This window comes from Vibrio neptunius (assembly GCF_000967495.1).
In the GTDB taxonomy this organism is placed as follows: domain Bacteria; phylum Pseudomonadota; class Gammaproteobacteria; order Enterobacterales; family Vibrionaceae; genus Vibrio; species Vibrio neptunius.
Window position 1 is genome coordinate 30359 of the sequence record NZ_JXXU01000002.1, and the last position, 24220, is coordinate 54578.

24 protein-coding genes are annotated in these 24220 nt (G+C 46.8%); 15 read left to right on the forward strand and 9 right to left on the reverse strand.

Translation table 11 applies throughout. The features are described 5' to 3' along the window. Together TW84_RS01645 and TW84_RS01650 are read right to left on the reverse strand one after the other, a co-directional pair. Window positions 1-324 (reverse strand): hypothetical protein, encoded by a 324-nt coding sequence (locus TW84_RS01645; protein WP_157633990.1) that lies wholly within the window; start codon window positions 322-324, stop codon window positions 1-3. 7 nt (window positions 325-331) lie between these two features. Next, complete coding sequence (locus tag TW84_RS01650; RefSeq protein WP_045973947.1) at window positions 332-586, reverse strand: hypothetical protein; 255 nt, start codon at window positions 584-586, stop codon at window positions 332-334. 110 nt (window positions 587-696) lie between these two features. Here TW84_RS01650 and TW84_RS01655 point away from each other — a divergent pair, with 110 nt between their 5' ends. From TW84_RS01655 to TW84_RS01670, 4 genes are all read left to right on the forward strand, one after another. After that, window positions 697-1407, forward strand: a complete 711-nt coding sequence (locus tag TW84_RS01655; RefSeq protein ID WP_205622454.1) for a helix-turn-helix domain-containing protein — start codon at window positions 697-699, stop codon at window positions 1405-1407. Continuing rightward, window positions 1404-2432 carry a phage integrase gene (locus TW84_RS01660; protein WP_045973949.1) on the forward strand — a complete coding sequence of 343 codons (1029 nt, stop codon included), beginning with the start codon at window positions 1404-1406 and terminating at the stop codon, window positions 2430-2432. Before TW84_RS01655 ends, TW84_RS01660 begins: the two co-directional genes overlap by 4 nt. A 95-nt stretch (window positions 2433-2527) precedes the next feature. After that, window positions 2528-3514: a serine/threonine protein kinase gene (locus TW84_RS01665; RefSeq protein WP_045973950.1), complete on the forward strand. Its 987-nt coding sequence runs from the start codon at window positions 2528-2530 to the stop codon at window positions 3512-3514. Window positions 3515-3544: 30 nt separating this feature from the next. After that, on the forward strand, window positions 3545-4165 hold the full coding sequence (locus TW84_RS01670; RefSeq protein ID WP_045973951.1) for a thiol:disulfide interchange protein DsbA/DsbL: 621 nt from the start codon (window positions 3545-3547) through the stop codon (window positions 4163-4165). A gap of 56 nt (window positions 4166-4221) precedes the next feature. Here the strand turns inward: TW84_RS01670 and TW84_RS01675 are convergent, their stop codons facing one another. Then, on the reverse strand, window positions 4222-5109 hold the full coding sequence (locus tag TW84_RS01675; RefSeq protein ID WP_045973952.1) for an acyltransferase: 888 nt from the start codon (window positions 5107-5109) through the stop codon (window positions 4222-4224). Window positions 5110-5285: 176 nt separating this feature from the next. Between TW84_RS01675 and TW84_RS01680 the strand changes: the two genes are divergently transcribed. Next, window positions 5286-6272 (forward strand): DUF2860 domain-containing protein, encoded by a 987-nt coding sequence (locus tag TW84_RS01680; protein ID WP_045973953.1) that lies wholly within the window; start codon window positions 5286-5288, stop codon window positions 6270-6272. A gap of 36 nt (window positions 6273-6308) precedes the next feature. Here the strand turns inward: TW84_RS01680 and TW84_RS01685 are convergent, their stop codons facing one another. After that, window positions 6309-7856, reverse strand: a complete 1548-nt coding sequence (locus TW84_RS01685; protein WP_275041653.1) for a YifB family Mg chelatase-like AAA ATPase — start codon at window positions 7854-7856, stop codon at window positions 6309-6311. A gap of 480 nt (window positions 7857-8336) precedes the next feature. Here TW84_RS01685 and ilvG point away from each other — a divergent pair, with 480 nt between their 5' ends. The 6 genes from ilvG (at window position 8337) to acuI (ending at window position 15785) form a co-directional block, all read left to right on the forward strand. Then, window positions 8337-9983 (forward strand): acetolactate synthase 2 catalytic subunit, encoded by a 1647-nt coding sequence (gene ilvG, locus TW84_RS01690; protein WP_045973955.1) that lies wholly within the window; start codon window positions 8337-8339, stop codon window positions 9981-9983. Window position 9984: 1 nt separating this feature from the next. Then, complete coding sequence (gene ilvM, locus TW84_RS01695; RefSeq protein ID WP_045973956.1) at window positions 9985-10269, forward strand: acetolactate synthase 2 small subunit; 285 nt, start codon at window positions 9985-9987, stop codon at window positions 10267-10269. Window positions 10270-10281: 12 nt separating this feature from the next. Then, a complete protein-coding gene (gene ilvE, locus TW84_RS01700) occupies window positions 10282-11226 on the forward strand; it encodes a branched-chain-amino-acid transaminase (RefSeq protein ID WP_045973957.1) in 945 nt (314 codons plus the stop codon). A gap of 13 nt (window positions 11227-11239) precedes the next feature. After that, window positions 11240-13081 (forward strand): dihydroxy-acid dehydratase, encoded by a 1842-nt coding sequence (ilvD, locus tag TW84_RS01705; RefSeq protein ID WP_045973958.1) that lies wholly within the window; start codon window positions 11240-11242, stop codon window positions 13079-13081. A gap of 3 nt (window positions 13082-13084) precedes the next feature. Further along, a complete protein-coding gene (gene ilvA, locus TW84_RS01710) occupies window positions 13085-14632 on the forward strand; it encodes a threonine ammonia-lyase, biosynthetic (RefSeq protein WP_045973959.1) in 1548 nt (515 codons plus the stop codon). A gap of 172 nt (window positions 14633-14804) precedes the next feature. Next, window positions 14805-15785 (forward strand): acrylyl-CoA reductase (NADPH), encoded by a 981-nt coding sequence (gene acuI, locus TW84_RS01715; protein ID WP_045973960.1) that lies wholly within the window; start codon window positions 14805-14807, stop codon window positions 15783-15785. Window positions 15786-15847: 62 nt separating this feature from the next. Here the strand turns inward: acuI and TW84_RS01720 are convergent, their stop codons facing one another. After that, window positions 15848-16789 (reverse strand): LysR family transcriptional regulator, encoded by a 942-nt coding sequence (locus TW84_RS01720; RefSeq protein ID WP_045973961.1) that lies wholly within the window; start codon window positions 16787-16789, stop codon window positions 15848-15850. A gap of 157 nt (window positions 16790-16946) precedes the next feature. Continuing rightward, entirely contained in the window at window positions 16947-17132 is a 186-nt protein-coding gene (locus TW84_RS01725) for a hypothetical protein (protein ID WP_006957487.1), read from the reverse strand. A gap of 134 nt (window positions 17133-17266) precedes the next feature. Here TW84_RS01725 and tusA point away from each other — a divergent pair, with 134 nt between their 5' ends. After that, the gene (gene tusA, locus TW84_RS01730; protein WP_038514221.1) at window positions 17267-17515 is read left to right on the forward strand and encodes a sulfurtransferase TusA; all 249 of its coding nucleotides are present in this window, start codon (window positions 17267-17269) and stop codon (window positions 17513-17515) included. Window positions 17516-17569: 54 nt separating this feature from the next. On the opposite strand, the gene TW84_RS01735 is transcribed toward tusA, so the two are convergent. Continuing rightward, complete coding sequence (locus TW84_RS01735; protein WP_045973962.1) at window positions 17570-17830, reverse strand: hypothetical protein; 261 nt, start codon at window positions 17828-17830, stop codon at window positions 17570-17572. Window positions 17831-18038: 208 nt separating this feature from the next. Beyond that, on the reverse strand, window positions 18039-18593 hold the full coding sequence (locus TW84_RS01740; protein WP_045973963.1) for a TMEM165/GDT1 family protein: 555 nt from the start codon (window positions 18591-18593) through the stop codon (window positions 18039-18041). Between the two features lie 478 nt (window positions 18594-19071). Here TW84_RS01740 and glyQ point away from each other — a divergent pair, with 478 nt between their 5' ends. From glyQ to TW84_RS01755, 3 genes are all read left to right on the forward strand, one after another. Next, window positions 19072-19992, forward strand: coding sequence for a glycine--tRNA ligase subunit alpha (gene glyQ, locus TW84_RS01745; RefSeq protein WP_045973964.1), 921 nt, complete (start codon window positions 19072-19074; stop codon window positions 19990-19992). Window positions 19993-19994: 2 nt separating this feature from the next. Continuing rightward, window positions 19995-22061, forward strand: coding sequence for a glycine--tRNA ligase subunit beta (gene glyS / locus TW84_RS01750; RefSeq protein WP_045973965.1), 2067 nt, complete (start codon window positions 19995-19997; stop codon window positions 22059-22061). Between the two features lie 224 nt (window positions 22062-22285). After that, on the forward strand, window positions 22286-23539 hold the full coding sequence (locus tag TW84_RS01755) for a valine--pyruvate transaminase (RefSeq protein ID WP_045973966.1): 1254 nt from the start codon (window positions 22286-22288) through the stop codon (window positions 23537-23539). A gap of 222 nt (window positions 23540-23761) precedes the next feature. Here TW84_RS01755 and TW84_RS01760 read toward each other — a convergent pair whose 3' ends face one another. Further along, window positions 23762-24196 carry an Hsp20 family protein gene (locus TW84_RS01760; protein WP_045973967.1) on the reverse strand — a complete coding sequence of 145 codons (435 nt, stop codon included), beginning with the start codon at window positions 24194-24196 and terminating at the stop codon, window positions 23762-23764. Between the last annotated feature and the right edge of the window lie 24 nt (window positions 24197-24220).

Sequence of the window (24220 nt, forward strand, 5' to 3'; positions counted from 1 at the left end):
CTACTCAAAGGCACACTCAGGGTGATAAATGCTTACCACGCCAGTCTTTTTATCAAGATTGCGTTGACGCTGTTGTCGTATTGCAAGTCTCAGTTTTCCTGACTGCATCTTGTATGTGAGTTCCATTGGGTTATTAACAAGAGCGCCGTACTTTGCTGACCGTAGGTTGCTGCCAATCAACCGAATGACATCGCCAGCACGTTTACGACCTAACTCTGATTCAAGGATTGAGATGTCAACCTGCACACCCACGATAGAGAATGCTGTCATCGCACTTTTTATGCTCGCAGTGAAATTGCGAAACTCTTCTGATGTCTTCATCATCGCCCCCCTACATCGCCGCTTTCCAGTCTTGGTACTTAGCGGCTTGCTCTTCCGCCAACTGATCAATGGCTCGCATATTGATGAGTACTCGGCGCGCATCACTTGAGGTTTCACGCTTCAAAAGGGGTAATTGACCGCGTTTAACTTGCATTCGCACAGCCGCAATGGAAAAGCCTGTTAGCTCTGCGTACTTCTCAACTGTGACAAAAGACCCATAAAAACCGTTAACATTATTCATTTCTGTTTGTTTATGACCTAACATGACTTAAATACTCCTAAAAAACAGTTAAAGAACCATAAAATGGTTCCCAAAGGTTCTATCCAATTTAAACACAAGACGAATGGTTTTCAAAGGTTCTTAAGGGTAATTTTATGAAAGAGTGGGTAATGAGCGATTTACTAATTGAGCTCGATGGCATGCCAAACACAATCACAGGAATAGGACAAAAAGCACGTAGAAACAATTGGTTAAAAAGGAAAGCCATAGGCCACGCTCGCGCTGTCGAGTACCATATGTCCAACTTTCACCCAGACATACAAAAACAGATAATTGAGAAGCTCGTCACAGACAAGAATGAGCAAAAAAAGCTTTTAGAGAAAGATTGGTCTCTTCCACCCAGCAATGCACACGGCTTAAAACCTCTAAATGAATTCGAAGAGTGGGCAAAGCTACCAGTTTACGATGTACATGCAGCCGCAGGAGCGGGAACTTTGGTTCAATCAGAATTTCAAATCGGCATCTTTAGCCTACCGATAGAGTTATTACATGAATATGGTCTCAAGCCAGATTATAGCTCTGTAATCTTTGTTGATGGGGATTCGATGGAGCCAACGCTGAGCCACAGGGACAGACTACTTGTAGACATAAGAGAGCAGCAGCACCCTGTTGTAAATGGAGTGTATGTAATTCGAATTGACGACGCGGTATACGTTAAGCGCTTACATTGGGACATCGAAAACGGCGTTTATAAGGTCATTTCTGACAACCTCAAATACCCAGCTTTCAACATTAACCACAAGAACGGGCGCAACTTCAAAATCATTGGTAAAGCTGTAGCTCCTGTTATGAAGAAAATCATATGAGCATCAAGAAAGACGGCGAAAAGTGGCTTGTTGATTTAAGACCATCAGGAAGAAACGGCAAGCGCTTCAGGCGTAAGTTTGATAAAAAAGCAGAGGCTTTGGCCTATGAAAAGCACATACTTTCGACGCACCACAATAAAGAGTGGTTAGGGCTACCTGTAGACAAACGCCGCCTTTCTGAACTTATAGATATTTGGTGGATTAAGTCAGGTCAACTTAAACGAACCGCTACCAACTACCGCAAAAAGGTAGAGCTAATCTGCCGTGAGTTAGGCGATCCCACTGTAAACAATATTGATGCTGCTTTAATTAGTAACTGGCAATTGGAGCGCATGACCAGAGGGCATAAGGCAAACACCGTTAGACGCCTAACCTCTTGCTTAAGCAATGTCTTTTCAGTACTGATTGAGACTGGTGACTTTACTGGTGCACATCCACTCAAAGACCTGAAGCAACCTGCGCCCGAAAAGTCAGAAATGACTTACTTAACCCTCAAGCAAACACAAGATCTTTTGGACTACCTTAAAAATGATTGGGAACTGTTAAAAATCGTAGAAATTAGCTTAGCTACTGGTTCGCGATGGAGAGAAACGATCACACTAAAATCAAGTAACCTTAGCCCTTATCGCATCCGATTTACTAACACCAAAACAGGTAAACCAAGAACCGTCCCAATTAGCAAGCAGCTATATGATGATATTTATCCTGAGAGCGGCGGTAATCTGTTTAGTGAAGACCCTCAGGTAAGATTAGGTAAGATATTTACCAAGCTAGGTTTTGATTTACCTAAAGGGCAAAAGGTGCATGTACTGCGTCACACATTTGCAAGTCACTTTGTAATGAATGGCGGAGATATTTTAACGCTTAAGGAAATACTCGGACATGCTAGTATTAATCAAACGATGACATACGCGCATTTGGCTCCTGACCACTTAATTGATGCGGTTAAACTCAACCCATTAAACAAGTTGAGAGATCCACAAAATGACCACACTTATGACCCTGAGCGACCAATAGCCATATAATACCAGATGCTAAGTGATTGTATTTAAAAGCAATGAACTACAATCACCCACACTAAACAACCTAAGGAAAGCTCAGCAATGAGCCCTTTTTATTTATGATACAACAAGCCTTTAACTTTGATGCTCTGACACCCGACTTTATGTGGTACGCCTTGGAAAGCATTGGCGTTCGCGCCGAATCCGGCTTTCTACCACTCAACAGCTATGAAAACCGTGTTTATCAGTTTACCGATGAAGAGCGTCAACGTTATGTGGTGAAGTTCTATCGCCCCGAGCGCTGGAGTTCAGAACAGATACAAGAAGAGCACGACTTTACTCTGGAGCTGATTGAGTCTGACATCCCGGTTGCCCCTCCGATAAAAATCCAAGGGCAAACTCTGCATCAATATCAGGGCTATCTGTTTGCACTGTTTGCCAGTGTTGGCGGACGCCAGTTTGAAGTGGATAACCTCGAACAATTGGAAGGCGTAGGTCGTTTCCTTGGTCGAATCCATAAAGTCGGTGCTCGAATGGCCTTTAAGCACAGACCTACCATCAGCCTCGAAGAATACCTGCATCAACCGCGTAAGATTCTGGAACAATCACAGTTTATTCCATTTCATCTAGAGAATGCCTTCTTCAATGACTTAGACTTGTTGATTCAATCGCTGCAACAACAATGGGATGACTCAGCCAACATCATTCGTCTTCACGGTGATTGCCACCCAGGCAACATTCTCTGGCGTGATGGCCCTATGTTTGTCGATCTTGATGACTCTCGCAATGGGCCCGCGGTACAAGACCTGTGGATGATGCTCAATGGCGAGCGAGCTGATAAATTGATGCAGTTGGATATCCTGCTTGAGGCGTATCAGGAATTTAACGACTTTAATACTAACGAATTGAAACTAATTGAACCTTTACGCGGTCTACGTATGGTGCACTATATGGCATGGTTGGCAAAAAGATGGCAGGATCCTGCTTTTCCTATCGCCTTCCCATGGTTTGACGATCCTAAATACTGGGAAAGCCAGGTATTAGCTTTCAAAGAACAAATTTCGGCATTGAGTGAGCCACCACTCTCACTGATGCCTCAGTGGTAAGAAGCCAAAATGACAAACATGGAGTCAATAATGAAAAAGCTGTTTGCACTTGTCGCAACTGTTATGTTGAGCCTTTCTGCTCACGCCGCTCAATTCAAAGAAGGTGAACATTATCAAGTTCTTGATATTCCTTCAGCTTCTCTCAGCAAGGCTTCACAAAAGCCAACGGTAACCGAGTTTTTCTCTTTCTACTGCCCACACTGTAATACGTTTGAGCCCATCATCGAACAGCTAAAAGCTCAACTTCCAGAAGGGGCTAAATTCCAGAAAAATCACGTTTCCTTCATGGGTGGTAGCATGGGTGAGTCGATGAGCAAAGCTTACGCGACCATGGTAGCGCTAAAAGTGGAAGACAAAATGGTGCCAGTCATGTTTAACCGTATTCATAACATGCGTAAGCCACCAAAAAATGATGAAGAATTACGTCAAATCTTCCTAGACGAAGGCATTGATGCGAAAAAATTTGACTCGGCATTCAAAGGGTTTGCCGTTGACTCTATGGTGCGCCGCTTCGACAAGCAGTTTAAAGACAGCGGCCTATCTGGCGTACCAGCAGTTGTCGTAAACAATAAGTACCTTGTTCAGGCACAAAGTATCAAAACCATTGACGAATATTTCGATCTGGTTAACTTCCTACTAACTCAAAAGTAATGAAGTTGATTACGCAAAAAAGGGAGCATTAGCTCCCTTTTTGTTATTTGATGGGTTTACTTGTTATCTTGATGAATCTCTTTTAGCAGTTCATCTTTGTCCTTCCATACGCCGCCCAACCATTGCTGAAACTGGCGTTTAAACGGCTTGTCATTGAAGTAATCTCCACGTACGCTTTCGTCCACAGGCATCACCTTGGTGCGCACAACAATCTTAGTCATGCGCCCCATCAAAATATCGCGAAACGGCTTATCGGTGTTTTCCGGGTAGGCTAAAGTGACATCAATGATGTTTTCGAACTGATCGCCCATTGCCGCCAAAGTATAAGCCATCCCCCCTGTTTTAGGCTGTAACAAATGCTGATAGCCCGCTTTGCTCTTTTTCTGCTTCTGCTGGGTAAAACGTGTGCCTTCCACATAATTCACCACAGTCGTCGGGGTGTGCCTGAACTTAGCGCAAGATCGACGGGTAGTTTCCAAGTCTTGACCACGCTTTTCTGGGTGGCGAAGCAAATACTCTCGCGAATAACGGCGCATAAACGGCATATCGAGCGCCCAACAAGCCATACCTATAAATGGAACGTAGAATAGTTGTTGCTTTAGAAAGAACTTTGGCATTGGAATGCGGTCTTTGAATACACAGCATAACACCACGATATCCGTCCAACTGAGGTGATTGCTGATCAGCAGATACCAACCATCCTTTGTCAGACTTTCACCACCTTCAATGTCCCACTCGACACGATTAAACAAAGAAAGAATAGCTGAATTAATGGTTGCCCACAGCCACATCATCCAGTTGGCCATTGCTGTACATTTTGCCTGCAATTTACTTGTTGGTAACACGACTTTAATCAAAGCAATGATACAAATGGCGACCGAGCAAAAAGCTGAGTTAAGGATGACTAGAGTCACATTCAGTACAAGGAGTAGGTATGCAAACATAACGCTTATTAATGAGATCCAAGATAGAATTTACAACGTTTCATTTATGAATAATAAAACAGCGTGTAATTATACAATTCCTTAACCACATTGGAATCACTCTGACGATGGTCAGATTAGTTCGACGACCACTGCCACTTACAAAGTGCAACGGTTCATAACAAGGAGAACCCTCAATGAAAGCCAAATTCTCTCTAGCTGTCCTGTCGCTGGTTGCTCTTCCAACCATGGCACAGCTATCAGAACAAGCAGGATTTAGTGGTGAAGTGTCACTCAGTGCTGGATTTGCCTCTAGCACTTCCAACTTTAATACCGATGGCGATAAAACCATTAGTAATGTCAATCAAACCGCATCTTCAGATAGTGGTTCTCTAGTTCTGCCCCTTGGTAGCCTAGCCTATACCTTTGGTGCAAACCTAGATAAACAGTTTTACGTAGGTATGGCTCGTGAAGACATTGCTGTAGGTACTCTAGCTTTAGAGCTGGGCTACAAGCAGCAGCTTTCATCGGGCATGGTGATTGATGCCTCGTTCCTTCCAACCATTATGTCAGGCGAAACGTGGTCTGATCCATTTTTGACGGGTCAAGAGCGCCAAACCACAGACGAAACAGGCAACGCATTCCGTCTTAAGTTCAGCAATATTATGGGGACCAACTTCAGCTTGGATACTGCGTACGCTACCAGTGACATAGACAATGAGAAGTCTGGAGCCAGTGACAGTTCTCTAACAACCGCAGAGAGGAGAACCTTACAACGTGACGCTTCATCGATCTACTTAAAAGGGGATTATCGCCTGCCGCTGACTCGCACGTCGTTCCTACAACCCTCACTAACCTACATCAAAACCGATGCCGATGGTGATGCCAACTCACTCGATTCAGTTGGTGGTGAGCTAAGTTACTTTAAGATCGTGAACCGTCACCAGTTCGCACTGACTGCTGGGTACACCAACCGCTCTTACGATGCGTCTAACCCGATTTACGGCAAAACACGTGACGAAGATGAACTGAGCTTGTTCGCTGCATACGAATACCAAGAGTTCATGGGCTGGCAAGACTGGTCATTGGTTTCGTTTGCTGGTTACTCAAAAACAGATGCCAACATCGACTTCTACGATGAAGACCAATACTTGTTCTCTGTTGGTATGAACTACCAATTCTAGGTAAAGACTGAGCCCGCCTCATTACGCGGGCTTTCTTTACACTGACTGAGCCGTCAATTGCTTGAGTAAACGATCCATTGCTCGATACCCCAAAGCTTCAGCAAGATGATGACGATCTATTTGTGGCTTACCGTCTAAATCCGCAATGGTGCGCGCAACCTTAATAATTCGGTGGTAAGCTCGAATGGATAACCCGAGCTGGTGCAAAGCACTTTCCAAAAACTGCGCATCTTCTTTTTTCAGTGGGCAGTACTCCTCGATTTCTCGACTACCCAACAGCGCATTGACCTTATTGGAACGCGCCAACATACACACTCTAGCACTAACAACCCTTTGCTTAACGACCTCTGTGGGCTCACCACGATCACCACCTTCCGCTAGGGTACCTTTGGGCAATGCTGGGATCTCTAGCGACATATCAAAACGATCGAGCAAAGGGCCAGATAATCGACCCAAATAACGTAAAATCGTTTGCGGATTTACTCTCGATTGATTGCCTTCGTAGTAACCCGTAGGACTAGGGTTAAGAGCGCCCACCAGTTGAAAACGTGCTGGAAAACGAGTTTTACCCTGAGCCCGAGAGATAATGATTTCGCCAGACTCCAGTGGTTCGCGCAGCGAGTCAAGCACCTTACGTTCAAACTCTGGCATTTCATCAAGAAACAACAATCCATTGTGCGCCAACGAAATTTCTCCTGGCCTTGGAATCGTACCGCCACCCACTAAAGCGGCCATCGAGCTCGAATGGTGTGGCGCACGAAAAGGGCGTTGTTTCCAATTCAGAGCATTGATTTCCTGCTGAGTCAGTGACGCAACAGACGCGGTTTCCATAGCTTCCTCGTCACTCATTTCCGGCAACAAATCGCACAAGCGCGAGGCAAGCATAGTTTTCCCTGTTCCGGGTGGACCTAAAAATAGCAAATTGTGGTTTCCTGCTGCAGCAATCTCCAAAGCTCGCTTGCCTTGCTGCTGGCCAATGATATCTTGTAAATCACGTCCATTATTCATCGTTAGATTTACCATTGGCGTTTGATGTAGGCTCAGTTTTTTTTGACCGTAAAGATCGGCACACACTTCCAGTAAGCTTTGAGCAGATTTATGCTGTTCTTCACCAACTAAGGCGGCTTGATCCCCGTTGCTATTCGGCACGATCAAGCTTCGCTGTGCTTTATTGGCTGCAAGCGCTGCAGGCAATACCCCTTTCACTCCTCGCAGCTCACCCGACAAAGCCAGTTCACCAACAAATTCTTTTGCCGCCAAGCCGTTGACTGGAATTTGCTCTGAAGCGGCGAGAATACCAAGTGCAATGGGTAGGTCAAAACGTCCTCCTTCCTTGGGCAAGTCTGCAGGCGCAAGATTGACCGTGATTCGCTTAGCTGGAAACTCAAAGCGAGAATTGATGATTGCACTGCGTACTCTATCGCGTGATTCTTTGACAGTAGTTTCTGGTAACCCCACCAGAGTAAACCCAGGCATTCCATTGCTGATATGCACTTCTACCGTCACAGGTGGAGCTTCGACCCCCACAGATGCGCGACTGTAAATAATGGCTAGACCCATAACTTTCCCTACACTCTCTGCTATTCATTTATCTGTTTGATAATTTGCACACTTTTCTAACAATCTTGTTATATAGCGTGATGAGATGATGAGAGAATGTGAAAAAAGAATGACTTTTTGCTTGTCATGTAACGGAATTCTATGTTACCACTAATGACGTAGACAAATTCTTACCTTATTACGTAAGCACAACATTAGAAAAGAATATGAATTTCAACGCCCGCATTAACGCACTGATTGTCCTGATTATCGTGGTCATTATTGATTCCGCGCGGGGGCTGGTGGGCGAAAAATAAAACACCAAATTCAAAAAAACCCCCGCACTGAAAAGTCCGGGGGTTTTTTTCAACTTTAGCGCTGAAAATCAGCGACAAAATAAACACTGACTCAGTCAGATAGACAGAAAAATAAAGAGCTCAGCCGCGAGCTGGCAGGAAGAATGGGAGCGCACATGACGTGCACAACAACACAACATTGCTACTTAGGTAGCCAAGGGGGCTTACGATGACAGGAGCTGAATTAGTCGTAGCCGCACTAAAACAACAGGGCATAAAAACCGTATTTGGCTACCCAGGCGGTGCTATCATGCCAATTTATGATGCACTGTATGATGGTGGCGTCGAGCACATCCTTTGCCGTCACGAACAAGGTGCAGCCATGGCCGCTATCGGTATGGCGCGTGCAACTCAGGACGTTGCAGTCTGTATGGCAACATCCGGCCCCGGCGCAACCAACCTTGTAACCGGTTTGGCCGATGCGTTTATGGACTCGATCCCAATGGTGGCGATAACAGGTCAGGTAGCCAGTTCTCACATCGGAACAGACGCTTTCCAGGAAATGGATGTGATAGGAATGTCGCTATCCTGCACCAAGCACAGCTACCTAGTGACTGAGATTGAAGATCTGGCACCCACTTTAGCCGAAGCGTTTGAAGTGGCCAAAACAGGCCGACCAGGGCCAGTGATTGTTGATATCGCTAAAGATGTTCAGTTGGCTCAAGCTCCAGTTAACATTTTACCTCCATTCACTCCACCAACGAATCCCGTCCCTGAAGCAGCAGCCGTTTCTGCCGCTCAGGCGCTTCTTTCACAAAGTACCCGTCCTGTCTTTTATGTTGGTGGTGGTGTTCAACTGGGTAAAGCCACAGACTCCGTTCGCGAATTCTTACGTTTAAACCCAATGCCTTCGGTCAGCACCCTAAAAGGTTTAGGTACTATCGAACGTCACGATCCACATTACCTTGGCATGCTAGGTATGCATGGTACTAAAGCCGCTAACTTAGTCGTGCAAGAATGTGATCTGCTCATTGCTGTTGGTGCGCGATTCGATGACCGAGTGACAGGTAAGCTAGAAACGTTCGCCCCTCACGCTCGCGTTATCCATATCGACATTGATGCTGCTGAGATCAACAAGCTGCGTCACGCCCATGCGCCACTGCGTGGTGATATCAATTCCCTTCTTCCTCAACTCGAACTGACTCAAGACATCACGCCATGGGTCAAGCACAGTGAAAGCCTGCGTAGTGGCTTTAAGTGGCGTTACGACCATCCGGGCGATCTCATTTTTGCTCCGGGCTTGCTCAAGCAGTTGTCCGACATGATGCCTGATAGTTCGATGGTCTCAACCGATGTGGGACAGCATCAGATGTGGGCAGCGCAACATATTCAGCCCCGAGACCCACAGAACTTCATCACATCTGCAGGCTTAGGCACCATGGGCTTTGGCCTTCCTGCCGCTATGGGTGCCGCGGTCGCACGTCCGGATGATCAGTCTATCCTTATTACAGGTGACGGCTCTTTCATGATGAACATTCAGGAACTGGGCACGCTAAAACGTCGCCAGATTCCGGTCAAAATCGTTTTATTGAACAACCAACGTTTAGGCATGGTACGTCAATGGCAATCGCTGTTTTTTGATGGTCGCCACAGTGAAACGATTCTGGATGACAATCCGGACTTCATCACTTTAGCAAGAGCGTTTGATATTCCTGGTAAAACGATCACAACAAAAGAAGAAGTTGAGCCAGCGATTCAGGAAATGCTGGAGAGTGAAACCTCGTACTTGCTGCACGTTTTGATCGACGAAGAAGAAAACGTGTGGCCACTGGTACCGCCAGGTGCTTCTAACAATGACATGCTGGAGAACACTTAAGATGGAAAGATATCTAATCGACATAAAAGCAGACGATAAACCTGTACTGCTGGAGCGTGTTCTTCGTGTTGTTCGCCATCGTGGTTTCATTGTTAGACAAGTTGCAGGTACACAGAATCATGAGAGCAAGATTGCCAGTGTGGAGATCATCGTCGACAGCGATCGTCCGATCTCCTTTCTGACCAATCAGATTGAAAAGCTCTGGGATGTGCGCACAGTTGAGGTAACACAAATCGCTAGTGACGAGCTACCAAATAACAACCTACAACAACAAATTTGTGCATAAAGGAAGGCAATAATGGCTACTACAACAGCGGATTACATTTGGTTTAATGGCAAGCTGGTACCGTGGAAAGAGGCAAATGTTCACGTACTGACTCATGCTATGCACTACGGTACGTCAGTATTTGAAGGTGTGCGCTGCTACAACACTCCTAAAGGGCCAATTATCTTCCGCCATCGTGAGCATGCGAAGCGACTGAAAGATTCAGCCAAAATCTACCGTTTCCCTATCCCTTACTCCGTGGATGAAATCATGGAAGCGACGCGCGAAACACTACGCGAGAACAAACTCGATAGTGCTTATATCCGCCCACTAGGTTTTGTCGGCAATGTTGGCCTCGGGGTGTGTCCCCCGCAGGGCACCGAAATGGACCTTATCATCGCTGCTTTCCCATGGGGATCTTACCTAGGTGAAGAAGCCTTAGAAAAAGGGGTCGATGCGATGATTTCCAGCTGGAACCGCGCGGCGCCAAACACCATTCCAACCGCAGCCAAAGCGGGCGGTAACTACCTTTCTTCATTGCTGGTTGGTGGTGAAGCACGTCGCCATGGCTACGATGAAGGTATTGCATTAAGTGTTGATGGTTATTTGTCTGAAGGCGCAGGTGAGAACATCTTTGTGATTAAAGATGGATTGATCACCACGCCACCAGCAACCAGCGCCATCCTTCCGGGCATCACTCGTGATTCGATCATGACTATTGCTCGTGACAAAGGTTACGAAGTACGCGAAGCAAATATTGCTCGTGAAGCACTCTATCTCGCAGATGAAGTGTTTATGACAGGTACTGCAGCAGAGGTCGTTCCTGTTGCAACCATAGATAAAATTGACGTAGGCAGCGGTAAACGCGGCCCTATTACCAAAGAGCTGCAAGAAGCTTACTTTGGACTATTCAACGGCACCACTAAAGATAAGTGGGGCTGGTTAGATTACGTTTACCCAGCAGACGCGGCAAAATAAAGGAAGTAGTAAGATGCCTAAATACAGATCAGCAACCACCACTCACGGTCGTAACATGGCGGGTGCTCGTGCACTGTGGCGTGCAACTGGCGTAAAAGACGAAGATTTTGGTAAGCCAATCATCGCAGTCGTGAACTCATTCACTCAGTTTGTACCAGGCCACGTTCACCTCAAAGATATGGGCCAACTGGTCGCCGGTGAAATAGAAAAAGCTGGCGGTATCGCCAAAGAATTCAACACTATCGCGGTTGACGACGGTATCGCAATGGGCCACGGCGGCATGCTTTACTCACTGCCATCACGTGAGCTTATCGCTGACTCGGTAGAGTACATGGTGAATGCTCACTGTGCCGATGCCATGGTATGTATCTCCAACTGTGACAAAATCACTCCGGGAATGCTAATGGCGTCAATGCGCCTTAACATTCCTGTGATCTTCGTGTCTGGCGGCCCAATGGAAGCAGGTAAAACCAAGCTTTCTGACCAAATCATCAAGCTTGACCTTGTTGATGCAATGATCCAAGGTGCAGACCCGAAAGTCTCAGACGAGCAAAGTGAACAGATCGAACGCAGCGCGTGTCCGACATGTGGTTCATGTTCAGGTATGTTCACAGCCAACTCTATGAACTGCCTGACTGAAGCGCTTGGTCTTTCTCAGCCAGGTAACGGTTCAATGCTAGCGACACACGCAGACCGCGAAGAGCTATTTATCAATGCAGGTAAACGTATTGTTGAACTGACACGTCGTTACTACGAGCAAGATGACGAATCGGCGCTGCCACGCAATATCGCTACTTTTGATGCATTCGAAAACGCAATGGCGCTGGATATCGCGATGGGCGGCTCAACCAATACCATTCTTCACCTGCTCGCTGCTGCGCAAGAAGGTGAGATTGACTTCGATATGGAAGATATCGACCGCTTATCTCGCAAAGTGCCTCACCTATGTAAAGTGGCGCCATCTACTCAGAAATATCACATGGAAGACGTACACCGCGCGGGTGGTGTTATGGCTATACTCGGTGAGCTAGACCGCGCAGGTTTGCTTCACAATGATGCGTGCACCGTACTCGGCCTTTCAATGAAAGAGCAGCTAGCACAATACGACATCATCCAAACGGAAGATGCCGATGTATTGAAGTTCTTCCGCGCAGGCCCTGCAGGCATTCGTACTACCAAAGCTTTCTCACAAGATTGTCGTTGGGATCGCCTTGATGATGACCGCTCTGATGGTTGTATCCGTTCAATCGATCACGCGTTCTCTCAAGAAGGTGGCCTAGCTGTTCTGTCAGGCAACATCGCTCTTGATGGTTGTATTGTGAAAACAGCTGGCGTTGATGAAAGCATTCATAAATTCACTGGTCCTGCTGTAGTGTTTGAAAGCCAGGAAGATGCCGTTGAAGGCATCTTAGGCGGCAAAGTAAAAGCAGGCGATGTGGTTGTAATCCGCTATGAAGGCCCGAAAGGGGGCCCAGGCATGCAGGAAATGCTTTACCCAACCACTTACCTGAAATCAATGGGGCTTGGTAAAGAGTGTGCATTGCTGACAGATGGCCGCTTCTCTGGCGGTACCTCTGGTCTTTCCATTGGTCACGCTTCACCTGAAGCGGCGAATGGTGGCGCAATTGGTCTGGTGAAACAGGGCGATATGATCGCGATTGATATTCCAAACCGTTCTATTTCTCTAGAAGTCTCAGAGCAGGAACTTGCTGAGCGCCGTGCAAAACAAGACGAACTAGGCTGGAAACCGGTCGATCGTCAACGCGAAGTTTCTTTTGCACTCAAAGCGTATGCAAGTATGGCAACCAGTGCTGACAAAGGGGCGGTACGAGACAAATCTAAGCTAGAGGACTAGCTTATGTCTGATTCTCTCTTTTCAGGGAAAGCTCAACAGACTGGCGCAGACTATCTGCGCCATATCTTAAGAGCCCCGGTTTATGAAGCCGCAACGGTGACGCCTCTGCAGGAGATGCCACGCCTGAGTGAACGAATTGGCAACAAAGTGCAAATCAAGCGCGAAGATCGCCAACCTGTTCATTCATTCAAACTACGTGGTGCCTACAATATGGTTGCCAGTTTGTCTGAAGCGCAAAAAGCAGCTGGCGTGATTGCAGCCTCAGCGGGTAATCATGCCCAAGGCATGGCGCTTTCTGGTACTAAGCTTGGTATCAAAACCACAATTGTGATGCCAAAAACCACACCTGACATTAAAGTCGAAGCGGTTCGTGGTTTTGGCGGTCACGTGGTACTGCACGGCAATAACTTTGATGAAGCCAAAGCCGAAGCAGAGCGTTTATCTGAACAGCATGGCTATACGTTTGTGCCTCCTTTTGATCACCCATTAGTGATCGCGGGCCAAGGCACCATTGGTATGGAGATGCTGCAACAGAATGGTCATCTCGATCATATCTTCGTCCCAGTTGGTGGCGGAGGTTTAGCGGCAGGTGTGGCAGTGCTGGTCAAACAGCTGATGCCAGAAATCAAAGTCATTGCAGTTGAGCCTGAAGATTCAGCGTGTCTTAAAGCCGCTTTAGATGCTGGTGAGCCCGTCGTTCTCGATCAGGTCAGCATGTTTGCTGATGGCGTCGCGGTAAAACGCATCGGTGAAGAAACCTTCCGCCTGTGTCAAAAATACCTTGATGGGCACATTACCGTTTCCAGCGATGAGATTTGCGCCGCAGTCAAAGACATCTTTGAAGATACGCGTGCTATCGCAGAGCCTTCTGGCGCGCTAGCATTAGCTGGTTTGAAGAAGTACGCTGAGCAAAACGAGCTTAAGAACAGCAACCTAGGTACTGTTCTATCGGGTGCAAACACGAACTTCCACGGTCTGCGCTACGTCTCTGAGCGTTGTGAACTGGGTGAAAAACGTGAAGGCCTGCTGGCAGTCACGATTCCAGAACGCCAAGGCGCTTTCTTTGAGTTCTGTAACCTGATTGGCGGCCGAGCGGTCACTGAGTTCAACTACCGCTACAACGATGACGATCTGGCCAACATTTTTGTTGGTGTCCGTCTACAAGGTGGGCAGGAAGAGCTGGAACACATCATTCACGATCTGCGTGAAGGTGGTTACCCTGTGGTCGACTTGTCAGACGACGAAATGGCAAAACTGCACATTCGTTACATGATAGGTGGTAAGCCATCGAAGCAGCTTAAAGAACGCCTATACAGCTTTGAATTCCCAGAGTACCCAGGTGCATTGCTGAAATTCCTCAGCACATTAGGTACACATTGGAACATTAGTCTGTTCAATTATCGCAACCATGGTGCCGACTATGGTCGAGTACTGTGTGGTTTTGAACTGGATGAAGCCGACTTATCGCGCTTTTCCGCCCATTTGCGAGAGCTGGGCTATCAATGCAAAGACGAAACCAACAATCCGTCATATCAGTTTTTCCTTTCTTAATCATCAAAAGGCCAGTCACATGACTGGCTTTTTCTTTTCTGCCCAATGCGACTTCCCACAATGCACTGTATGCATGTATATAATGCTAAAGTTTCATTTTAGTCATAGTAACTTTCAGTCTACACTCAATATCAGTTTTTAAATGTTTGCTACCGCGTAGTGGAGACCATCTATGTTTAACGCACTGATTCTAAACCAAGAAGAAAAACGCACCATCGCCTCTGTAGAACAAATCGACGAAGCACAATTGCCACAAGGCGACGTACTGATCGATGTCGATTACTCATCACTCAACTACAAAGATGGTCTGGCGATCACAGGCAAAGGTAAGATCATCCGCAACTTCCCAATGGTACCGGGCATCGATATGGCAGGCACCGTTGCCCACTCAGATGATGCTCGCTACCAAGTCGGCGATAAAGTCGTGTTAACTGGCTGGGGTGTCGGTGAGAATCACTGGGGGGGTATGGCTCAACGTGCGCGCCTAAAAGCTGACTGGTTGGTACCACTGCCAAAAGGAATCGACAGCAAAAAGGCCATGATGGTCGGCACCGCTGGCTTTACTGCCATGCTGTGTGTTCAAGCGCTGATCGACGCTGGTGTCAAACCTGAGTCAGGTGAAATTCTGGTCACAGGTGCCAGTGGTGGTGTGGGTTCAGTAGCGGTAACGCTACTGGCTAAGCTCGGCTACAAAGTAGCAGCGGTGACTGGCCGCATTGAACAAAATGGTCCTCTCTTAGAAAAACTGGGCGCAAGCCGCATTATTGATCGCGTCGAGTTTGAAGAACCCGCACGTCCGCTGGAAAAACAAGTTTGGGCTGGCGCCGTTGATACCGTGGGCAGCAAAGTACTGGCTAAAGTACTGGCGCAAATGGATTACAACAGCGCAGTAGCTGCTTGTGGTTTGGCTGGTGGCTTTGACCTACCAACAACCGTGATGCCTTTTATTCTGCGTAATGTTCGCCTGCAAGGCATAGACTCAGTGATGTGCCCAACAGAGAAGCGTATCGCCGCTTGGGAAAAACTGGTTGAACTACTGCCTGAAAGCTACTTTGAGCAAGCCTGTACTGAAGTAGCTCTTGCCGATGCACCAAAGTACGCAGAAGACATCACTAACGGTCAAGTAACAGGTCGCGTTGTGATTAAGCTGTAATTCTAAGATTCAAAATAAAAGAGCCAGCATTGCTGGCTCTTTTTGTATCGATAGAAATCGTGTTAATCCAATCCCATGTCTGCGATACGTTTGGCAATCAAGCGACTACACTCTTCTCTCACCACAGATCGCAGCCATTCCTGTGCCGGTGAGTGCTCGCAACGTGCATGCCAGATCATCGAATAATCAAACGGCGTGAACTGGAACGGCAAAGGTTTAACCGCCAAGTCGTAACGCTCTGCAACCAGATAAGCTAAATCCGCTGGCACCGTAATAATCAGCGGCATGGTATCCACAATGGCCAATGCCGCTTCCAGATGATAAGCCCGCAGCACCATTTTTCGTTTTGGCTGATCGACCAGAGCCTGCTCAATTAACGTTTTGACGCCATCACTGATGGCGATCATCGCATGTGGATAGGTAAGGTAATCCTTTAAACTGAGTGATATGTTGGCCAACGGGTGCTGTTTAGATAAAAGGCATAAAACCCCTACACGACCGAGAATTTCACTTTGCAGTGGCTCCACTGGACCAATAGGTCGGCATATGGCTAAATCCGCTCCCTCATACGTCAACTGATCAGCTAATCGGTCATGTTGCAGAGGCAGAAAGTTAATCGACACATTAGGCGCTTCCTGATAAATACGCGGCAAAGCAAAGGGCAGAATAGTCTGCATCGCATAGTCAGTGGTGGCGATATTGAAGGTGTTCTCAAAGCTTTGCGGTTCAGTTTGAATCGGAGACAACACCTGACGCAGCGACTCCAACGGCTCTCCCAGTGCTTTGTCGACCTCGAGCGCTTTTTCGGTTGGAATCAGATGCTGCCCCTGACGTGTAAACAAGGGGTCACCCAGCATATCACGCAGCCGACCTAACACTCGGCTCATCGCAGACTGGCTAAGATTAAGCCGATGTGCTGCTTTACTCACGCTGCATTCTTCGATTAAAACCCGCAACGCCACCAGCAAATTCAGATCACGGCGATAGATGTCTTCTAATTCCACAAATAGCCACTTAAAATGAAGGGTATATTTATTGAATTGTACTCTTTAGATAAAAAAAATCCCGCCTTTCAGCGGGGAAGCCCAAGAAAAATGGGGATAGTGTCGGAATGTAATTGAGCGTAGTTACAATTGAGAATGGTTGTTGGAAGTTCAACCATCAATTTTCTTGCTCTTCAGATGCGCTCGGCCAGCGATGCATCTCGAGCCAAATCCCTACAACCGTCGCAACCATGCCGAGCAAAGGCATAAACGACGATTCTGCTGGTGTACGTAAAACAAGTGCGCAAAAAGAAATAAAGCACAGCACGGAATAGATGGTTAGACGATCTAAAGCTGTCAACATAAGCGCTCCTTGTTTTAAATGTTACCAACTTGTTAAGTAAGTTAAAACAATTTGATCGCTTTGCCAAGGGGTTATTGAATATTTTTTCTTCACCAGTATTATCTACCTCCTATTGAGGTAATAAAGATATGACCATGACAATCAATTCAGAACAGGCGACCCAAACTTTAGAGGCAGAAGGACTGCGCTGCCCAGAGCCCGTGATGATGGTCAGGAAGACAATCCGTAACATGCAAGAGGGTGAGATTCTGCTGGTAAAAGCCGATGACCCATCCACCACACGTGACATTCCGAGCTTCTGCCGCTTTATGGATCACCAGCTAATTGCGGCTCAAACTGAAGAACTGCCTTATCAGTATCTGATCAAGAAAGGAATGGATTAGCGTTAACGCTAAACTCATTGAAATGAAAAACGGCTGCCTGGAGCAGCCGTTTGTTTATTCGTCATATTCAATGGTGTGGACTTCAGATTGTAATTTTCTCAGCTGTTTTCGCATTGCCCGCATTTCTTCATGCATTGGGATAATGTGCGCGACTCGAATCCAGGCCTCAACCGTCAATGCGGTCAACACAAATGAACCTGCAACAATCGGTAGCCACATGTCGGTCAGTACCATTGCCAGTAAACACAGTACCAAGCCGAAAGTGAATAGATAACTCTGACTTTTTGGGGTCATCCCCATATAACGTGTAAGCATAATGTTGCCCTCTCGCTATACTCTAGGTGTTTGAAGAAAAAACAGAATTCTTCTGACCTTGAGTAACATCATTCACACCGTTAAGTTAGCATGACAAGTATGACACTAATATGTCAACGATCACGCCCTTACACGAATTTAGCACAGAGTTTGATCTATCGCATTTCTCCACCAGATATCCGATTTTTACCACACTTTAGCGACATTTCTACAAGAATGCTGCACCTACCGCTAGAGCGATAAATAGCAGAGCGGTCAGCTTACGAATCAGGTTGAGCGGCATTTTATCAGCCGACAATTTACCAATCAAAACCACGGGAACATTGGCTGCCAGCATACCCAACGTAGTACCTATAATCACCAACGTCAGCGCGTCGGCAAACTGAGCCCCTAAGATAGAGGTAGCAATCTGAGTTTTGTCACCAATTTCAGCGATAAAGAACGCAATGAAGCTGGCAACAAACGGTCCTCGGTTAGAAATTTCATCGTCATCATCCAACTTATCTGGGATTAGCACCCAACCCGCCATAGCGAGAAAACTTGCCACCACGACCCACTTAAGCACCTCAGGTGATAAATAGTCGGCCACAACCACGCCTAACCAAGCCGCAAGGGCGTGATTGGCAATAGTAGCGAAGAAAATGGCGGCGATAATCGGTATCGGTTTTCGATAACGACTGGCCAACAGTAAAGACAATAGCTGGGTTTTGTCACCAATTTCGGCTAAAGCGACAGTGGTAATTGAAATAGCTAAAACGCTCACGACATGCTCATTGAGGCAGGGATAATTATTTTAAACCTAAGACAAACCTCGTGCCCCACCCCGGTTCACGATGTTTATCTAAGGTCTTGCTAAACCCATCAGGCGATGAGTCTCGAGCGCCATGGTGATTGTGCACCAATTATGTTGACGAACGAACCAAACAATCAGGCTGATTGTGTTGGTAAGCTACTCCCCAAAGATGGACGCAATTCTATCCAGCTCTATGTCATTTCTCAAGTAACAAAGTGGTCAAAAACTTCCTTTTAGGAAAATTTGGACGAATAAGCCATTAAAAATCCATTAAAGGAGAATTCTGACTAGGAATTAATCAAGATTAGCCCTACTCCCCTACGCAATATCTGGGTATAATTGATTGTTATTTTCATTATATTAATGTGCTGAAAGTGATAGAAATCGCCATGACTACGGCGAACATTTGATCAATAACAGCAACAGAAGAATCGCGCGAACCTGACTTATGCAAAAATACGATATCAAAACCTTCCAGGGAATGATCCTCGCGCTGCAGGATTATTGGGCTCAAAATGGTTGTACCATTGTTCAACCGCTAGATATGGAAGTGGGTGCGGGTACCTCTCACCCAATGACTTGTCTACGAGCGCTTGGCCCAGAGCCAATGTCTACAGCTTACGTACAACCTTCACGTCGTCCGACCGATGGCCGTTACGGTGAAAACCCTAACCGTCTTCAGCACTACTACCAATTCCAAGTAGCGCTAAAACCATCGCCAGACAATATTCAGGAGCTGTACCTAGGTTCTCTAGAAGTACTTGGTGTCGATCCTCTGGTTCACGACATTCGTTTCGTCGAAGATAACTGGGAGAACCCAACATTAGGCGCATGGGGCCTAGGCTGGGAAGTGTGGCTAAACGGCATGGAAGTGACTCAGTTTACTTACTTCCAGCAGGTTGGTGGCCTTGAGTGTAAACCAGTAACCGGTGAGATCACTTACGGTATCGAACGTCTTGCTATGTACATCCAAGAAGTAGACTCGGTTTACGATCTCGTATGGAACATCGCACCAGACGGTAGCAAAGTGACTTACGGTGACATTTTCCACCAGAACGAAGTGGAACAGTCTACGTACAACTTCGAGCACGCAGACGTCGATTTCCTATTCACTTTCTTCGACCAATGTGAAAAAGAAACCAAAGAGCTACTTGAGCTTGAGAAGCCACTGCCGCTTCCAGCTTACGAGCGCATTCTAAAAGCGGGCCACGCATTTAACATCCTTGATGCGCGCAAAGCTATCTCTGTAACAGAGCGCCAACGTTACATCCTTCGTATCCGCAACCTGACTAAGTCTGTTGCTGAAGCGTACTACGCATCACGTGAAGCGCTTGGCTTCCCAATGTGCCGTAAGGAAGAGGAGAAGTAATCATGGCAAAAGAATTTCTAATTGAACTGGGTACTGAAGAGCTACCACCAACGCAGCTTCGTACTCTAGCGGAAGCATTCGCAGCAAACTTCGAAGCTGAGTTAAAAAGTGCAGACTTAGCACATGAAGGCGTGAAGTGGTACGCCGCTCCTCGTCGTCTAGCACTTAAGGTTGCAGGTCTTGCTGATGGCCAAGCTGACAAAGTGGTTGAAAAGCGTGGCCCTGCAGTTTCAGTAGCATTCGATGCTGATGGTAACGCGACTAAAGCCGCTCAAGGTTGGGCGCGTGGTAACGGCATCACGGTAGAGCAAGCTGACCGCCTAGTGACAGACAAAGGCGAATGGCTTCTTTTCAAACAAGAAGTAAAAGGCCAAGCGACGTCTGAAATCGTTGTCGACCTAGCAGCTAAAGCGCTGGGTAACCTGCCTATCGCTAAGCCAATGCGTTGGGGTAACAAAACAACTCAGTTTATCCGCCCAGTTAAAACGCTAACCATGCTTATGGGCTCAGATCTTATCGAAGGTGAAATCCTTGGCGTAGCATCAGATCGCACTATCCGTGGTCACCGCTTCATGGGTGAGCAAGAGTTCACTATCGAATCTGCAGAGCAATACCCTTCGATCCTAGAAGAGCGCGGTAAAGTGATGGCAGATTACGAAGCACGTAAAGCTATCATCCTTGCTGACTCGCAAAAAGCAGCAGCTGCCGTTGGCGGTGTTGCTGATCTCGAAGATGACCTAGTTGAAGAAGTGACTTCTTTGGTTGAATGGCCAGTGGTACTGACGGCGAAGTTCGAAGAAGAGTTCCTAAAGGTGCCTTCTGAAGCGCTGGTTTACACCATGAAAGGTGACCAGAAGTACTTCCCAGTGTATGACGAAAACAAGAAGCTACTACCAAACTTCATCTTTGTTTCTAACATCGAATCGAAAGAGCCTCGATATGTTATCGAAGGTAACGAGAAGGTAGTACGTCCACGTCTAGCGGATGCTGAGTTCTTCTTTAACACTGACCGTAAGCGTCCTCTTATCGACCGCCTGCCAGAACTAGAGCAAGCGATCTTCCAGAAGCAGCTTGGTACTATCAAAGACAAGACAGACCGCATCACAGAGCTTGCTGGCTACATCGCTGAGCAAATCGACGCTGACGTTGAGAAATCTAAGCGCGCAGGCCTACTGGCTAAGTGTGACCTAATGACATCTATGGTATTCGAATTTACCGATACTCAAGGTGTAATGGGTATGCACTATGCGACTCACGATGGTGAAGACGAGCAAGTTGCACTGGCACTTTACGAGCAGTACATGCCTCGTTTCGCTGGTGACGAACTGCCAAGCACTGGTATTTCATCTGCTGTCGCAATGGCTGACAAGCTAGATACGATTGTTGGTATCTTCGGTATTGGTCAAGCACCTAAGGGTTCTGACCCATTCGCACTTCGCCGCGCCTCTCTAGGTGTACTGCGTATCATCGTTGAAAACGGCTACAACCTAGACCTCACAGACCTAATCGCGAAAGCAAAATCTCTGTTTGGTGACCGTTTGACCAACGACAGCGTAGAAGCTGATGTTATCGACTTTATGCTAGGTCGTTTCCGCGCATGGTATCAAGATGCAGGTTTCAGCGTGGATATCATCCAAGCGGTACTGGCGAATCGTCCAACTAAGCCAGCTGACTTTGACCAACGTGTTAAAGCGGTTTCTCACTTCCGTGAACTGGAAGCGGCAGAAGCTCTGGCTGCGGCAAACAAGCGTGTAGGCAACATCCTAGCCAAGTTCGATGGTGAGCTAGCAGCAGACATCGATCTATCGCTGCTACAAGAAGACGCAGAGAAAGCACTAGCAGAAAGCGTTGAAGTAATGACAGAAGCGCTAGAGCCAGCGTTCGCAACGGGTAACTACCAACAAGCGCTAAGCAAGCTTGCAGACCTGCGTGAGCCAGTAGATGCTTTCTTCGATAACGTCATGGTAATGGCAGACGACGAAGCGCTGAAGAAAAACCGTCTAACGCTACTGAATAACCTGCGTAACCTATTCCTACAGATCGCGGATATTTCACTTCTACAGAAGTAATATTTCGAACAATATAGGTTCTACAAAGCCCAACTCCTCGGAGTTGGGCTTTGTTTTTATCAGTGACGGAATTTTGTGCTTTGCCTCGTAACCACATTAAGGTATGTTCAGGGATTATCCGATTATCCTTAGACTACTACGCTCAAGGTGAGTCTTGGAATGACTAGCTTCGACTAGTCACTATGACATGCAAAGCAATCACAATGAATTAGGTATAACTACAAATGCAATTCTCTAAGTTTGGTGAAAAATTCAATCAGTATTCCGGTATCACGCGTTTAATGGATGACTTAAACGACGGCCTGCGCACGCCAGGTGCGATCATGCTCGGAGGTGGTAACCCAGCCGCTATTCCAGCCATGCTCGAATACTTTCGCCAAGCCAGTGAGGGGATGCTCGCCAACGGGGACCTCGTGGCCGCCATGGCCAACTATGATGGCCCGCAAGGCAAAGACGCGTTTGTAAAAGCTCTGGCCAAGTTATTAAAAGACACTTATGGCTGGAACATATCAGAAAAAAACATCAGCTTGACCAACGGCAGTCAGAGCGGCTTCTTTTATCTGTTCAACCTGCTAGCGGGTAAGCAGCCAGATGGCTCGCATAAGAAAATCTTGCTGCCTTTAGCGCCTGAATACATTGGCTACGGCGATGCAGGCGTTGATGAAGATATCTTTGTTTCTTACCATCCAGAAATTGAAATGCTCGACAATGGCCTGTTTAAATACCACGTTGATTTCGAACAGCTCAAAGTCGATGACTCAGTTGCCGCCATTTGTGCATCACGCCCAACCAACCCTACCGGCAACGTGCTCACTGATGAAGAAATCCATAAACTGGATAAACTGGCGCGCGAAAATAACATTCCGCTCATCATCGACAATGCCTATGGCCTGCCATTCCCGAATATCATCTTTGAAGATGTTCAGCCATTCTGGAACGAAAATACCATCCTATGTATGAGCCTGTCTAAACTCGGCCTTCCAGGTGTACGTTGCGGGATTGTGATTGCCAGTGAAGAAGTGACTCAGGCCATGACCAATATGAATGGCATCATCAGTTTGGCTCCAGGGAGCCTGGGCCCTGCTTTGGGTCACTATATGATTAAGAATGATGACCTGCTGAATCTTAGCACCAATGTTATCAAACCATTTTACAAGCAAAAGTCTCAGCGAGCTGTCGAACTGCTGCAAACGGCCATCACTGACTCACGTTTTCGCATTCACAAACCAGAAGGGGCGATGTTCCTATGGCTTTGGTTTGATGAGCTGCCAATCACCACTATGGAGTTATATCAAAGACTGAAAGCACGCGGCGTGTTAATCGTGCCAGGTGAGTATTTCTTTATTGGTCAGGAAGATGACTGGGAGCACGCACACCAATGTCTGCGCATGAATTATGTCCAAGAAGACGAAATGATGCAGAAAGGTATCAAGATTATTGCTGAAGAAGTCGAGAAAGCTTACAACGAAAGTAAGTAGAGATTCCCTACTCGGTCGTTCCTCCCTCTATGGAATGACACCGTAAATAGCCCAATAAAAAAGAGCACCTAGATGGTGCTCTTTCACTCTTATTCCCGATATATAGCCATTAACTCTAAATACAGCTAGGCGACAGAGAAATTCAGCCCTATGAGCATAGGGAACCTATGTGATTAGGGGAATTTATGCAGTCAACAACGCTGTGGCTTCAAATATGACGAGTTAACCTTCGATTAGGTTTTCGCCACCAATCGCAATCTTACGAGGTTGCATTGCTTCAGGGATTTCGCGCTTTAGGTCAATGTGCAGCAGACCATTTTCCATGCTTGCACCCACCACTTTTACATAGTCTGCTAGCTGGAATTTACGCTCGAAATCACGCTCTGCGATACCTTGATACACGTATTGCTTCTCTTCTTCTGATTTGCGCTCACCCTTAACAATCAGCATGTTTTCTTTTTGAGTAAGGTCTAGCTGCTCTTCAGCAAAGCCTGCAACTGCCATAGTAATACGGTAGTTGTTCTCATCTTTTTGCTCGATATTGTATGGAGGGTAACCGCCAGAAGTGTTCTTCGAAGTGTTCGCTTCCATCATGTTGAATAGACGATCGAAGCCAATTGCGTTGCGGTAAAGTGGAGTGAAATCTACAGTTCTCATAATGCTATCCTCATAGTAAGCAAT